Source organism: Pseudomonas sp., from assembly GCF_030150285.1.
Taxonomy (GTDB): Bacteria; Pseudomonadota; Gammaproteobacteria; order Pseudomonadales; family Pseudomonadaceae; genus Aquipseudomonas.
On record NZ_JASLGE010000072.1, the window covers coordinates 1 to 13,448 of the forward strand.

Sequence of the window (13,448 nt, forward strand, 5' to 3'; positions counted from 1 at the left end):
CTCGTATTCCAAGGCATGATGGCTCTCCGGCGAAATAAGCTCGCCGAAAAGTGTCCACCATGTCCCCGTACACCCGTCAACCATGTGTCCGGTCTGTACAAAAGCGCAAAGTGGCCAAACGCTTATGCCCCTACCACTCGGTGCCTCGCTGTGGCTCGGCATGCCCTCACCACAGGCTTTGCTCCGTGGGCACGCCGCGATCGGCCCTCCCTGGCCGTGTCGCGGCTAACCCGGCGCGAGACCCGCGTGGCTCAAGGGGGCCCTTTAGATCAAAAGCCAGATCAACAGATCACGAGCAAGCTCGTTCCTACAAACTCTGCCATCCGTAGGAGCAGCCGGTCGACGCCCGAATGCTCGCGATCTTTTCAGCGCGGCTCGATGTGGGCAATCATCAGTTGCACGCTTTCATTGCCCCGGAACTCGTTGAGGTCGAGTTTGTAAGCCAGCTCAACCCAGCGGATGGTCGGGTTAGGCCACACTTCCCGGTCGACGCCAAAGGCAATGCCGTCCAACTTGACGCTGCCGCATTCGGTCTTGAGCACCACCTTCAAATGACGCTCGCCCACGATGCGCTGCTCCACCAATTGGAACACCCCGTGAAACAGTGGCTCAGGGAAATGTTGCCCCCACGGCCCCGCATTTCGCAACGCCCGCGCCAACTCCAGATGGAACTCTTCGACAGCCAAGCTGCCGTCAGACAACAGGCGCCCGGTCAGGTCTTCTTCAGTCAGTTGGCGACGGACTTCAGCATCAAACGCTTCGCAAAACACCGCAAAATTGGCCTCAGGCAAGGTCAGCCCCGCAGCCATGGCATGCCCCCCGTATTTGCTGATCAATTCGGGGTGCTGGGAGGCAACCACGCTCAGCGCATCACGAATATGAAAGCCGGGTACCGAACGCCCGGAGCCTTTGAGCATGCCGTCACCGGCATCGGCAAATGCAAAGGTTGGCCGGAAGTAACGCTCTTTAAGGCGCGAGGCCAAAATTCCGATCACCCCTTGGTGCCATTGCGGGTCGAAGAGGCTCAAGCCGAACGGCAAGTTGTCTACGGTCAGGTCCTTGAGCTGCGCCAGCGCTTCACGCTGCATGCCCTGTTCGATGGATTTGCGGTCCTGGTTCATTTCGTCCAGTTGCACGGCCATCTCACGGGCCGCGTTCGCATCATCGGTGAGCAGGCATTCGATACCCAGGCTCATGTCGTCCAAACGCCCGGCGGCGTTCAGGCGTGGGCCGAGAATAAAGCCCAGGTCCGTCGACGTGATACGTGAGTGATCGCGCTTGGCCACCTCCAAAATAGCCTTGAGCCCCGGCCGCGCACGCCCTGCACGAATACGCTCAAGCCCCTGATGCACCAGAATGCGGTTGTTGGCGTCCAGTGGCACAACGTCTGCCACACTGCCCAGTGCCACCAGGTCCAACAGCTCGGCAATGTTCGGTGCCTTGCTGTGTTGATACCAACCGAGGCTATTCAAGCGCGCACGCAGAGCGATCAGGACATAGAAAATCACCCCAACGCCCGCCAGCGCCTTGCTCGGAAAGTCACAACCGGGCTGGTTGGGGTTGACGATGGCATCGGCCGCCGGCAACTCAGTGCCCGGCAAATGGTGGTCGGTGACCAGCACACTCAGCCCTGCTTTTTTTGCGGCCGCCACACCTTCAACGCTGGAGATGCCGTTGTCGACGGTGATCAGCAACTGCGGGTGCCGGGTCAGGGCCACTTCGACGATTTCAGGCGTCAGGCCGTAGCCGTACTCAAAACGGTTGGGGACCAGGTAATCAACATGCGCCGCCCCCAGCAAGCGCAGGCCAAGCAAACCCACCGTACTGGCGGTTGCACCGTCCGCATCAAAGTCGCCGACGATGAGAATGCGTTGGCGCTGCTCTAGCGCGATCACCAGTAAATCCACAGCAGCATCGATACCCTTGAGCTGCTGGTACGGAATCAGCCGTGCCAGGCTCTTGTCCAGCTCGGCTTGCGACTGTACGCCGCGCGCCGCATACAAGCGGGTCAACAGGGTTGGCATTTCGCCCAAAAAAGGCAGCGTCTCGGGTAATGGGCGGGGTTCGATGCGCATAAACGAAAGGGGAATCTCTTGAGGTATGAAGAATGCGGTGGGTTAACCGCGTTCGCCCAGCAGCCATTGCAACTGAACTTCATGCTGGCCACGGTCGTCGGTCACAAAAATCGTGCCTTCGCTGATCATCACATCCCACTTGATCACCCGCGGCATATCTTTGGCGAGCACTTCCAGTACGTCTTGCGGGACGGCTGCAATGTTGACGTTCTTCAGGTTTTTGACCGCAGGCACCACCTTCCCTTCCCACACACGCAGGCTGCCATAGGCCAGTAAGCTGGTGCGTTCGGTACGGCGTGAACACCAGGTCAGGCGGTCGACATCAGGCTGGCCCACTTCGATCCAGTGCAGCACGCGGTCATCAAGGCTTTTTTCCCACAGTGCAGGCTCATCTACATCTGAAAGACCACGACCAAAAGACAACTGTTCGCTGTACCAGAGGGCATAGGCCAGAAGGCGCACAGTCATGCGCTCTTCGGTTTCCGAAGGGTGACGTGCGATGGTCTGCTTGACGCTTTCATAAACCCCACGGTCAAGGTCGGTGAGGTTGAGTTCAAACTTGTAGGTCGTGGACGGCTGGGCCATGAACGGGCTTCTTGATACGGAATAAGGAGCCAAGTCTAACCGATACGCCATCAATCAACGAATCCCTGACAGCACGGCACGCGAGCCAGACCTCATATTCAAAAGCAGCGGCAGGATTTGTGCGGTCACCTATGCTAAAAGGCTCTACTCGCACGTACAGGACAAGGACTACTCATGCCGCTCGCCGCCAAACCACTTTCGGGCCTTAAGGTCGTCGAACTCGGCACCTTGATCGCGGGACCCTTCGCATCACGTATCTGCGCCGAATTTGGTGCCCATGTGATCAAGGTCGAATCCCCCGATGGCGGCGACCCGTTACGCAAGTGGCGCAAGCTGTACGAAGGCACCTCCCTGTGGTGGTTTGTGCAGGCGCGCAACAAGAAATCCCTGACCCTGAACCTTAAGCACCCGGATGGCTTGGCTATCCTCAAAGCGTTGCTGGCGGATGCCGATATACTGATCGAGAACTTCCGTCCTGGCGTACTCGAAAAACTCGGCCTGAGTTGGGAAACGCTGCACGCGCTGAACCCAAAACTGGTGATGGTACGCCTGTCGGGCTTTGGCCAGACCGGGCCGATGAAGGACCAGCCGGGCTTTGGTGCCGTCGGTGAATCAATGGGCGGGCTGCGCTACATTACGGGCTTTGAGGATCGCCCGCCGGTACGCACGGGCATCTCGATTGGCGACTCCATTGCCGCGCTGTGGGGCGTGATTGGCGCGCTGATGGCTTTACGGCATCGTGAGGTGAATGGCGGGCAGGGCCAAGTCGTTGATGTCGCGCTCTACGAAGCGATTTTCGCCATGATGGAAAGCATGGTGCCCGAGTTCGATGTGTTCGGTTTTATTCGCGAGCGCACGGGCAACATCATGCCGGGGATCACACCGTCCTCCATTCATACCAGCCTTGACGGCAAGCACGTACAGATCGGGGCCAATGGCGACGCTATCTTCAAGCGTTTTATGCTGGAGATCGGGCGCGATGACCTGGCCAATGACCCCCTTTTGGCCAGCAATGATGGCCGCGACAGTCGACGTGATGAGCTGTATGGCGTTATTGACCGCTGGGTCGGCGCACTGCCGCTGGAGGCGGTGCTTGGGCACCTGAACGCAGCCCAAGTCCCGGCCAGCCGTATTTTCTCGGCACAGGACATGTTCACTGACCCACAATTCCTCGCCCGCGAGATGTTTTTGCAGGCCAATTTGCCCGATGGCAAAGCATTCAAAATGCCCGGCATCGTGCCCAAACTGTCAGACACACCCGGCACTGCTGACTGGGTAGGGCCCGAGTTGGGGGCGCACAACCATGAAGTGCTGAGTGAGCTGGGTTACGACGCTGACGCCATTGCGAACCTGAAACAGACGGGTGCCATTTAGGCCGCACGGCTCACCTCTTTTAATAAGTGGCTGCGAAAGGAAATCAGCACAATGACTAACCGCTGGAAGTGGCGAGGCATTTGTACGGCGCTGATCACGTCAATGTGTGTGATGTGGGCTCCTGACAGCCTGTCAGCAGAAAAACTTGTCTGGCTGATGCGCGACCTCCCGCCCCTGTCGGTGCATGAGGGGCCAAAGAAAGGTCAAGGCGTCATCGACCAACTGATGCCCATGCTGATTGCCAGCTTGCCGCACTATGAGCACATTATGCTGCGGGTTAACCGGGCACGCGCCTCCCAGATGCTCGAAAGCCCGACACTGACCTGTGACCCGCTTTTGTTATGGAACGCCAGGCGCGCCAACCGGATTGCCTACTCCAACCCGATTATCGGTTTACACAGCAACGGCCTTGTCATTCGCCGCCAAGACCAGCCACGGATTGAGGCCTTTATCCACGAAGGCTCCGTGGATTTGCCGGCCTTGCTGAACGCCCAGACCTTGAAGCTCGGCATCGTCGCCAAACGCAGCTACGGGGAGTGGATCGACGAACAATTGATGCAGGGTACCGAGAGCCAAATTGTTACGCATTACGGCAATGACGCGTCAGGCAACCTGTTGCAAATGCTGAAAGCGGGTCGACTGCAAACAATGCTGGGGTATTGGCCTGAGATACAGTCCAAGGCCAACCAACTGGGATTGTTACCGGAAGATCTGGTTTTTTATCCCATCAAAGGGGCTCCGACCTACCAGCCCATTTACATCGGGTGTTCGAACACACATGAGGGCCGCGAGATCATTCGCGGCATCAATACCGTGTTGACCAACATCAACCTGGACACATTGATGAATGTGGAAGCGCAGACGTTCAACACAGAACAATTGCGCGACGAACATACTGAGGTTCAGCCGTCGCTTGAGGGGGGTGATTTAAATTAAAAAAACACAAAAAAAACCCCGAGCAGTGGGGAGACAACTCGGGGTTTAACAAGGTCACGATGACCTGCTCAACAACCTACAAGCATCGGAGCAAAATGCTTAAGGCTGCTGATGAAATCTCTGACACTGATTCCCTATAAATGGTTCCCGACAGGTGCAATCAATTCGCACTATCGGGCTCAGCTCGCTGATAACCATTGAGCAATAGCTCCAGCCCGGCCAATGTCACTGGCTTGCTCAGGCACCCCAACACCTCGAGCCCCTCCTGGCGGGCAGCATAGGCAACTTTCTCCAGGATATGAGGGGCGGCACAGCTCAGAATAATCAACGCCTGCGCCTCCCGCTTGAGCGCCAGTTCGTGAATGAGTTCCAAGCCGGACACCCCCTCCAGAAAAAGATCACAAATAGCCACATCAATAGCCCCGCGCTTGGCCAGCGAGCTGCGAGCCGACTCAACGCTTTCGGCCACCAGAACATCAAAAATATGAAAAGCATTCAGCATCTGGTGCAACACCATGAGCTGAAAGGGGTTGTCTTCAAGAATTAAAACTTTCAGGGAGCGCATCAGGGGCCTTTGGGACGTAACGCGTGTTGACTTGGGGGGCTCGACTCTAGTTTGATTTCTTAAGAAACAACATAAGATCGTTCTGAAAGAAATGCAGGAAATTTCACTAAGCAAAATAGGCAAAGCGATATATCAGCCCCATTTTTTGGGCGCTGACACCTCAAAAAAACCGCCCACCACGCCCTCTAATTGTCCGGAATCCGAGTAAAAAGGGACAATCCAGCGATACATTTCAAGGTTGGCTTTCGGGCTTTCATCCAAGCGCTTTTGATACGACGGTTTTCGGCTTTGCAACACCTGCATGAGTTCTGCATGCAGGTGTTCAGCAGCCTCTGCAGAAAGAAAACCCACCTCAGTCACGCTTCTTCCTCGTATAAGTTCGGCCCGCGTAGAAAAGCATTCTTCAAAAGCACGATTGCAGGTGATGATTTGTCCTTCACACCCATTCACAAAAACCGGATAGGGAACGGCATCAAAAAAACGTGCCTGGAAAGCCAGGCGCTCTCGCATTTTATTATCGGTCAACTGCCGGAGCCTGAACTGCTTGGCAAGCCGCCGGTTCCACATGACAAGTATCACCCCTACAGCCACGAGACCGGCCGTGAACCAATACCTCCACCACGTCTGTGACCGCCCCGAATGGATCACAGGCTGCCTGCCAGCTCGCAGCCACTTGATTCGTAAAGCCTGCACATCCGCCATCGGCAGTGCTTCCAGCCCCTTGTTCAATATGTCGAGTAATTCTGGGTAGTGAACCGATACGGCAAAATTATCCGTAGACCAGCGCCCGTCAACACTGCGCCCGACTCTCAAACGTCCGGGAGGATAAAGGTAAGCTTGTGTTTCATTCTGGATGGTCGCATCGGCATCGCCAAGCTCAACCAGGTGCCGGGCCTGAGCATAGTCGCCCACACTCTTCAATTTGATCTCGGGGTATTCCCTCAGAATCATCGACTCAAGCGCATGTTTGGCTGGCAGCGCCAATACTTTGCCGGACAGCTGGCTCAGCGAGCCCAGACGAGAGTTGTTGATACGGACCACAAAAACCCACGGAGCACCGCCAAAAGAGTGCGTGAAATTCAGGTAGCCCTTGCGCTCGGAGTTCTTTGACAAGGTGGTGTTCATCTGCGCCTTTCCGCTCTTGAGCATCTCCAGTGTTTGCTCAGTGGTCAGGCTCTCGCGATGCACAAACTGAAGACCGGTCATGCGTGAGATCCGGTTAAGGATGTCCACACTCAGACCTTCCCAACGCACGTCCCCATTTTTGAAGGCATACAACGGGTACTGCTGGGTGGCTACCGTCACAACGGGGTTGCGCTTGATCCAGTCCAGTTCGTGGGGCAGCAATTTGATGTGCTGATAACCCACACCGCCGCCCACACCAGTTGTCCACCGCGCAAGGATGAGTTGGGTCGTCGAGGCATCCAGACTGTTCAACGCCTGATCAATCAACGCAATTAACTGTCGGTCATTACGCCGTGTGGCAAAGGCAAATCCCGACATGGGCAGCGCGCTATCCCCCACCAGGCGTAACCCGGAATAGGGTCGATAGGTCTTGAACGATCGCACAATCACTTCATTGCCAATCAGCGCATCAATCTCGCCCTCGGAAAGTGCTTCTACGGCACTGCGCAAATCGGGTAACAGTACGATATCGCTCTTGGGGTAAAACGCATCAGCAACCAGAACATCGACGTCCCCCTCCAGAAAGCCGATCTTTTTGCCCTCTCGGCTCTCGTTCACAGCCAGGTCACTGTCGCGCCCCAGAATCACGGAGCGGTCCTCCATGTAGTTCTCGGAGAAAGCCAGGCCTTCAATACCCCGCTCATAGCCATTGGCACTGGTCAGCATATCGACCTCCCCTGAGAGCAGAGCCGCTACGGCCTGTTCACGCTTACTGAACCCCTGCACATGAACGCCAATGCCTAACTTTTCACACACGAGGCTAAGGTAGTCAGCACTGATGCCCTGATAGATATTATTGTCAGTCGCAATATCCATCGGCGCGTAGTCCCCCGTGAAGACGCCCACGCGCAGATTTGCGCGATCACTCAGCCATTGCCGGTGCACGGGGTCGAGCGTCAAAGGTCTGGATTCTAGAAAGCTTTTGGGCAGCTTGAACACCGCTTGCTGCGAGTCGTTGGCCGCTGAGGAGAAGCCCGCACAGGCCAAGAGAAGTACGCTACACACCCATGATCTCAGCACGTAATTGAAACGTGACATGACAGCCTCCTTGACTCGCCAGCATACAGAGGCGAAAACCCGTCAAGTTTGCCATGCACCCACAAAAAAGCCCGTCAGATGACGGGCTTAACAGTGCGTAAGATAAATACCTTTACAGCGGCTTACCTCGATTACCATGCTGACTTACAAAGGCTTGTACGGCCTTCAGATCATTGGCCAATACGGTGTAGCGCTCTTCTCGCTCGAACAAATCAGAAAGGTGAGCAGGTAATTCCAGTGCCTTTCCTACGCCAGCTTTCTCAACTGCGTCAGGGAACTTGACCGGGTGTGCAGTACCCAGAATCACCATGGGTGTATCCTGGCTACGGCGGCACTCTCGAGCTGCCTTGACGCCAATCGCCGTGTGCGGATCAAGCACCTCGCCGGTCTCGGCAAACACCTGAGCAATGGTTTCACAGGTCTGTTCATCGTCGACAGCCAATGAATCAAACAAGCGACGCGCCTCAACCCAGCGGTCATCTTCCACGCTGAAATTGCCGGTTTTTTTGAAGCTATCCATCAGGCCAGCCACGGCCGCGCCATTGCGACCATGAAGGTCGAACAACAGCCGCTCAAAATTCGAGGACACCATAATATCCATCGACGGAGACAGCGTCGCATGCAGCGTCTCTTTGGCGTACTGATTGCCGCTCATGAAACGGTGCAGAATGTCGTTACGGTTAGTGGCCACGATCAGTTGGTTAATCGGCAAGCCCATATTGCGCGCCAGATAGCCCGCAAAAATGTCACCGAAGTTGCCGGTCGGCACGGAGAACGACACGGAACGATGCGGGCCGCCCAACTGCAGGGCCGCATGGAAGTAGTAAACGATCTGGGCCATGATTCGCGCCCAGTTGATCGAGTTCACGGCAACCAGGCGTGTGCCCTTGAGGAAACCCTGGTCAGCGAAGCTGGCCTTGACCATTTCCTGGCAGTCGTCGAAGTTACCTTCAATGGCGAGGTTGTGAATATTGTCACCGAACAACGTCGTCATTTGACGACGCTGAACTTCCGAAACCCGGTTATTCGGGTGCAGGATAAAGATGTCAACGTTTTCACAGTGCTTGCAGCCTTCAATTGCCGCCGACCCCGTATCACCCGAGGTTGCGCCAACGATGACCACACGCTCGCCACGCTTCTCCAGCACGTAATCAAGCAGGCGACCCAGCAATTGCAGAGCAAAGTCCTTGAACGCCAGCGTAGGCCCGTGAAACAGCTCAAGTACCCACTCGTTGCCATTGAGCTGACGCAAAGGCGCTACAGCCGAATGGGCAAAAGCGCCGTAGGTTTCTTCAAGGATTTTCTTGAAGTCGGCATCCGGAATACTGCCGGTGACAAACGGGCGCATCACCCGAAAAGCCAGCTCGTGATAAGGCAGGCCCGCCCAGGAAGCGATTTCTTCCTGGGTGAACCGCGGCAAGTTTTCCGGCACGTATAAACCGCCATCGCTGGCCAGACCGGCCAGCAGGACATCTTCAAAATTCAGGGCCGGTGCCTGGCCACGGGTGCTGATATAACGCATGTATTCAAACCTTCGGTTTGAGCGGCAAGCGGTTTAGCCACAAGTCGCAAGTAAAAACAGAGTTGCTTTTAGCTTGCAGCTTGTAGCTTGAAACTTGCCGCTCTCAATTAATTGAGACTTTCTACGCGGATACGAACCACTGGGCCCACTACGCCTTGCAATGCTTCCAGCGCAGTAATGGCATCGTTGATGTGCTGCTCGATCACACGGTGGGTCAGCAGAATCATTGGCACCAGGCCGTCATGCTCTTCAACTTCTTTCTGCATGATCGATTCGATATTGATACCGCGCTCGGACAGAATACTGGCCACTTGAGCCAATACACCCGGATGGTCCTTGGCCTGAATGCGCAGGTAGTAAGCACTTTCGCAGGCTTCAATCGGCAGAATCGGGTGCGCAGACAGCGAGTCTGGCTGGAAGGCCAGGTGCGGCACACGGTTTTCAGGATCGGACGTCATCGCCCGCACCACGTCCACCAGGTCTGCAACCACTGACGACGCCGTGGGCTCCATGCCTGCGCCCGCGCCGTAGAACAGAGTGGAGCCCGCTGCATCACCATTGACCATGACGGCGTTCATGACGCCATTGACGTTGGCAATCAGACGGTCCGCCGGGATCAGTGTCGGGTGGACTCGCAGTTCAATGCCATTGGCGGTGCTGCGTGCTACGCCCAGGTGCTTGATGCGATAGCCCAACGCTTCTGCGTAATTCACATCAGCCGTGGTCAGCTTGGTGATGCCCTCGGTGTAGGCTTTATCGAATTGCAGCGGAATACCAAAGGCAATGGACGCCAGAATGGTCAACTTGTGCGCCGCATCAATGCCTTCAACGTCGAACGTCGGGTCGGCTTCGGCGTAACCCAACGCTTGAGCTTCTGCCAGCACGTCTTCGAACGTGCGGCCCTTTTCACGCATCTCGGTCAGAATAAAGTTGCCAGTGCCGTTGATGATGCCCGCGACCCAGTTGATACGGTTAGCCGACAGGCCTTCACGAATCGCCTTGATCACCGGAATGCCACCGGCCACTGCCGCTTCAAACGCGACAATCACGCCTTTTTCCTGGGCCTTGGCAAAAATTTCGTTCCCATGAACGGCAATCAGCGCCTTGTTGGCAGTGACCACGTGCTTACCGTTTTCAATGGCCTTGAGTACCAGTTCACGAGCGATGGTGTAGCCACCGATCAGCTCGATCACGATATCGATCTCAGGGTTGGTTGCCACGGCGAAAACATCGTTGGTAATGGGGGTACCGGTAATGTCGCACTGAGGGTTTGGCGTACGCATGGCAATTTGCGCAACCTGGATACCACGCCCGGCACGGCGGGCAATCTCCTCGGCGTTACGCTTCAGTACGTTAAAGGTGCCGCCACCGACGGTCCCGAGCCCACAGATACCTACTTTGACCGGATTCACGCTGAACTCCCCATAAAACGGCCGACTCAAGGCCGGCCGTGGAAAACAACCGTGGATTGCCACGGTTCTCTATTAATGGCCCGGCATTTGAACTGCCCGACCATGATCGTCAAGGGTTTACCGTGACGACGCAGGATTATTTAACACTGAGTGCCAGCTTGCCAACCTGTGCAGCAGGCTGATAACCCGGAATGACTTGGCCATCAGCCAAAACAATGGCTGGCGTACCATTGACACCGATCGACTGGCCCAATGCGAACTGCTTGGCAACCGGGTTCGCGCATTTGGGCGCCTCGACCGTTTTGCCATCCGTCATTTTGTCCATCGCCGTTTTCTTGTCCGCAGAACACCAGACTGCCTGCAACTGTTGATCACCCGGCGAACCCAAACCCTGGCGAGGGAATGCAACATAGCGCACTTCGATCCCCATCTTGTTCAATTCCGGGACCTCGGCGTGCAATTTATGGCAATACGGGCAGGTCGTGTCGGTGAAAACGGTAATGTGCGACTTGGTTTCACCGATAGCAGGGTAAACGACGGTTTCAGCAACCGGAATGCCATTGATCAATTTAGCCACCCCCAAACGCTCGGTTTTCTCGGTCAGGTTGACCGGCTTACCGTCCTTGAGCTGAAACAGGTAGCCCTGCACGATGAACTGCCCGTCTGCGCTGGCATACAACACGCGGCTGCCCTTGAGTTTGACTTCGTAAAGCCCTGCCAGCGGGCTGGCACTGATGCTCTCGACCGGAACATCCAGTTGCAGCGTTTCAAGGCTTTTGCGAATGGCTTGCTCAGCGCCGGGATCGGCGAACGAGAACGTACTGACCAACGCAATGGCTGCGGCGGCTAAAATTGGGATCAAGCGCATGAGAACTCCTGGAAGGCAGGCAAACGACCACCGCTAAAATTCCCGCTCCGGACACTGGGATTGGGCGGGTCGCTTTATAAACCGACAGAGCCTACCACAGATGACTTGCGCGGCCGACTCCAGCCGACACAAGCGAACACCGTTAGCTCAGCCCCGCGGATGATGCCGCGCATGCAGGTCTTGCAGCCGGGCGCGGGCGACATGGGTATAAATCTGAGTGGTTGACAGATCACTGTGGCCCAGCAGCATTTGAACAACGCGCAAGTCGGCCCCGTGATTAAGCAAATGCGTGGCGAACGCATGTCGCAAGGTATGAGGCGACAGCGACTTATCGATGCCAGCCACTGCGGCTTGATGCTTGATGCGATGCCAAAATGTCTGGCGCGTCATTTGCTCGCCGCGCAGGCTGGGGAACAACACATCACTGGGGCGCCCATTGAGCAGCTCATGGCGGGCATCGCGCAGGTAACGCTCAACCCGCACGATCGCCTCCTCCCCCATCGGCACCAGTCGCTCCTTGCTGCCCTTACCCATGACGCGCAGCACCCCCTGACGCAGGTTGACCTGCTCCAGCGTCAGACTGATCAGTTCTGTCACGCGCAAGCCGCAGGCATACAACACCTCGAGCATGGCTCTGTCGCGCTGACCAATGGCCTCACTCAGATCCGGTGCGGCGAGCAGCGCCTCTACGTCTGCTTCCGATAAAGACTTGGGCAATGGCCGGCCCAGTTGCGGCATTTCTACCTGCAGGGTCGGATCAACGCCGATAAGGTGTTCACGCAACAAATAACGATAAAAGCCACGCACCCCAGAAAGAAAACGTGCAGTGGATCTAGGCTTGTAGCCTTGTTCAAGGCGCCACGCCAAATGGTCAAGCATCAGCTCACGCCCGGCGCTCACCAACTCAATACCCCGTTCCTGCAACCAGCCATTAAACAGTGTCAAATCACTGCGATAAGCGTCACGGGTATTATCCGACAGGCCTTTTTCCAGCCACAGGGCATCCAGAAATCGGTCGATCAGCGGGTTGTCGATGGCGGTCATTGGGGCTCGAAAGCACAGCTTAGAGGCCGCGCATAAAAAATGAGCCGATAGTCTTTCATAGCCGGGCCGTATCATAAACACCCGTTATCAACCACAGACGCTGCCGTTACGGATTATTCGGCAGAACGGGTACCGGCCGCTTGTCATCATCAATCGCAACAAAACTGAACAAGCCCTGGATTGCCAATTCACGGCCGTCACAACTCATGCTTTCGACATACACCTCAACTTCAACTTTGAGGCTGGTGTTGCCGACTTTAACCACACGCCCAATCAGCTCAACAATGCAGCCGGCAGCTATTGGATGATTGAAATCGATGCGATCTGTCGAAACGGTGACCAACGGCAAGCGACAAAAACGCGTGGCCGCGATAAACGACACTTCATCCATCCAGGCCAGCGCAGTGCCACCGAACAGCGTGTTGTGATGGTTGGTCGTCGAGGGAAATACCGCCTTGGTGATACGAGTGACGGACAGTTCAGTGCGACGTTGAATCTCTTGCTCACGGGAAAACATATTTCTACTACCTACAACTGGACAAAGGTCTGACAAATTTCAGGCAACAAAAAAGCAGCCCGAAGGCTGCTTTTTTCTGCATCGGAACGCTGGACTTAAGCCAGTTTTTCCTTGATGCGAGCTGCTTTACCGGACAGGTCACGCAGGTAGTACAGCTTGGCTTTACGAACGTCACCGCGACGCTTCACAGCCATGCTGTCGATTTGCGGGCTGTAGGTCTGGAAAGTACGCTCTACGCCAACACCGTTGGAGATTTTACGAACAGTGAAAGCACTGTTCACGCCACGGTTACGCTTGGCAATCACTACACCTTCGAAAGCTTGCAGA

Annotated in this window: 12 protein-coding genes; 2 read left to right on the forward strand and 10 right to left on the reverse strand. The window is 55.9% G+C overall.

The window, feature by feature from the left end; genetic code table 11:
- Positions 1-365 precede the first annotated feature (365 nt).
- Positions 366-2,075, reverse strand: a complete 1,710-nt coding sequence (recJ, locus tag Q1W15_RS16360) for a single-stranded-DNA-specific exonuclease RecJ (protein WP_300730229.1) — start codon at positions 2,073-2,075, stop codon at positions 366-368.
- Between the two features lie 42 nt (positions 2,076-2,117).
- A complete protein-coding gene (locus Q1W15_RS16365; protein ID WP_300730230.1) occupies positions 2,118-2,660 on the reverse strand; it encodes a YaeQ family protein in 543 nt (180 codons plus the stop codon).
- 174 nt (positions 2,661-2,834) lie between these two features.
- Here Q1W15_RS16365 and Q1W15_RS16370 point away from each other — a divergent pair, with 174 nt between their 5' ends.
- Together Q1W15_RS16370 and Q1W15_RS16375 are read left to right on the forward strand one after the other, a co-directional pair.
- Positions 2,835-4,034 carry a CaiB/BaiF CoA-transferase family protein gene (locus Q1W15_RS16370; protein WP_300730231.1) on the forward strand — a complete coding sequence of 400 codons (1,200 nt, stop codon included), beginning with the start codon at positions 2,835-2,837 and terminating at the stop codon, positions 4,032-4,034.
- Between the two features lie 51 nt (positions 4,035-4,085).
- Positions 4,086-4,970: a TIGR02285 family protein gene (locus tag Q1W15_RS16375; RefSeq protein ID WP_300730232.1), complete on the forward strand. Its 885-nt coding sequence runs from the start codon at positions 4,086-4,088 to the stop codon at positions 4,968-4,970.
- A 160-nt stretch (positions 4,971-5,130) separates the two neighbouring features.
- Here the strand turns inward: Q1W15_RS16375 and Q1W15_RS16380 are convergent, their stop codons facing one another.
- The 8 genes from Q1W15_RS16380 to rplS form a co-directional block, all read right to left on the reverse strand.
- Positions 5,131-5,535, reverse strand: a complete 405-nt coding sequence (locus tag Q1W15_RS16380) for a response regulator (RefSeq protein WP_300730233.1) — start codon at positions 5,533-5,535, stop codon at positions 5,131-5,133.
- A 132-nt stretch (positions 5,536-5,667) separates the two neighbouring features.
- Complete coding sequence (locus Q1W15_RS16385; protein ID WP_300730234.1) at positions 5,668-7,758, reverse strand: transporter substrate-binding domain-containing protein; 2,091 nt, start codon at positions 7,756-7,758, stop codon at positions 5,668-5,670.
- 112 nt (positions 7,759-7,870) lie between these two features.
- Positions 7,871-9,280, reverse strand: coding sequence for a threonine synthase (gene thrC / locus Q1W15_RS16390; RefSeq protein WP_300730235.1), 1,410 nt, complete (start codon positions 9,278-9,280; stop codon positions 7,871-7,873).
- Between the two features lie 107 nt (positions 9,281-9,387).
- Complete coding sequence (locus tag Q1W15_RS16395) at positions 9,388-10,692, reverse strand: homoserine dehydrogenase (RefSeq protein ID WP_300730236.1); 1,305 nt, start codon at positions 10,690-10,692, stop codon at positions 9,388-9,390.
- Positions 10,693-10,828: 136 nt separating this feature from the next.
- Positions 10,829-11,560: a thioredoxin fold domain-containing protein gene (locus Q1W15_RS16400; RefSeq protein ID WP_300730237.1), complete on the reverse strand. Its 732-nt coding sequence runs from the start codon at positions 11,558-11,560 to the stop codon at positions 10,829-10,831.
- 147 nt (positions 11,561-11,707) lie between these two features.
- Positions 11,708-12,604 (reverse strand): site-specific tyrosine recombinase XerD, encoded by an 897-nt coding sequence (gene xerD / locus Q1W15_RS16405; protein ID WP_300730238.1) that lies wholly within the window; start codon positions 12,602-12,604, stop codon positions 11,708-11,710.
- Positions 12,605-12,710: 106 nt separating this feature from the next.
- Positions 12,711-13,121 carry an acyl-CoA thioesterase gene (locus Q1W15_RS16410; RefSeq protein WP_300730239.1) on the reverse strand — a complete coding sequence of 137 codons (411 nt, stop codon included), beginning with the start codon at positions 13,119-13,121 and terminating at the stop codon, positions 12,711-12,713.
- A gap of 95 nt (positions 13,122-13,216) precedes the next feature.
- Positions 13,217-13,448, reverse strand: a 232-nt coding sequence (rplS, locus tag Q1W15_RS16415) for a 50S ribosomal protein L19 (protein ID WP_300730240.1), incomplete at its 5' end; no start/stop codon positions are given.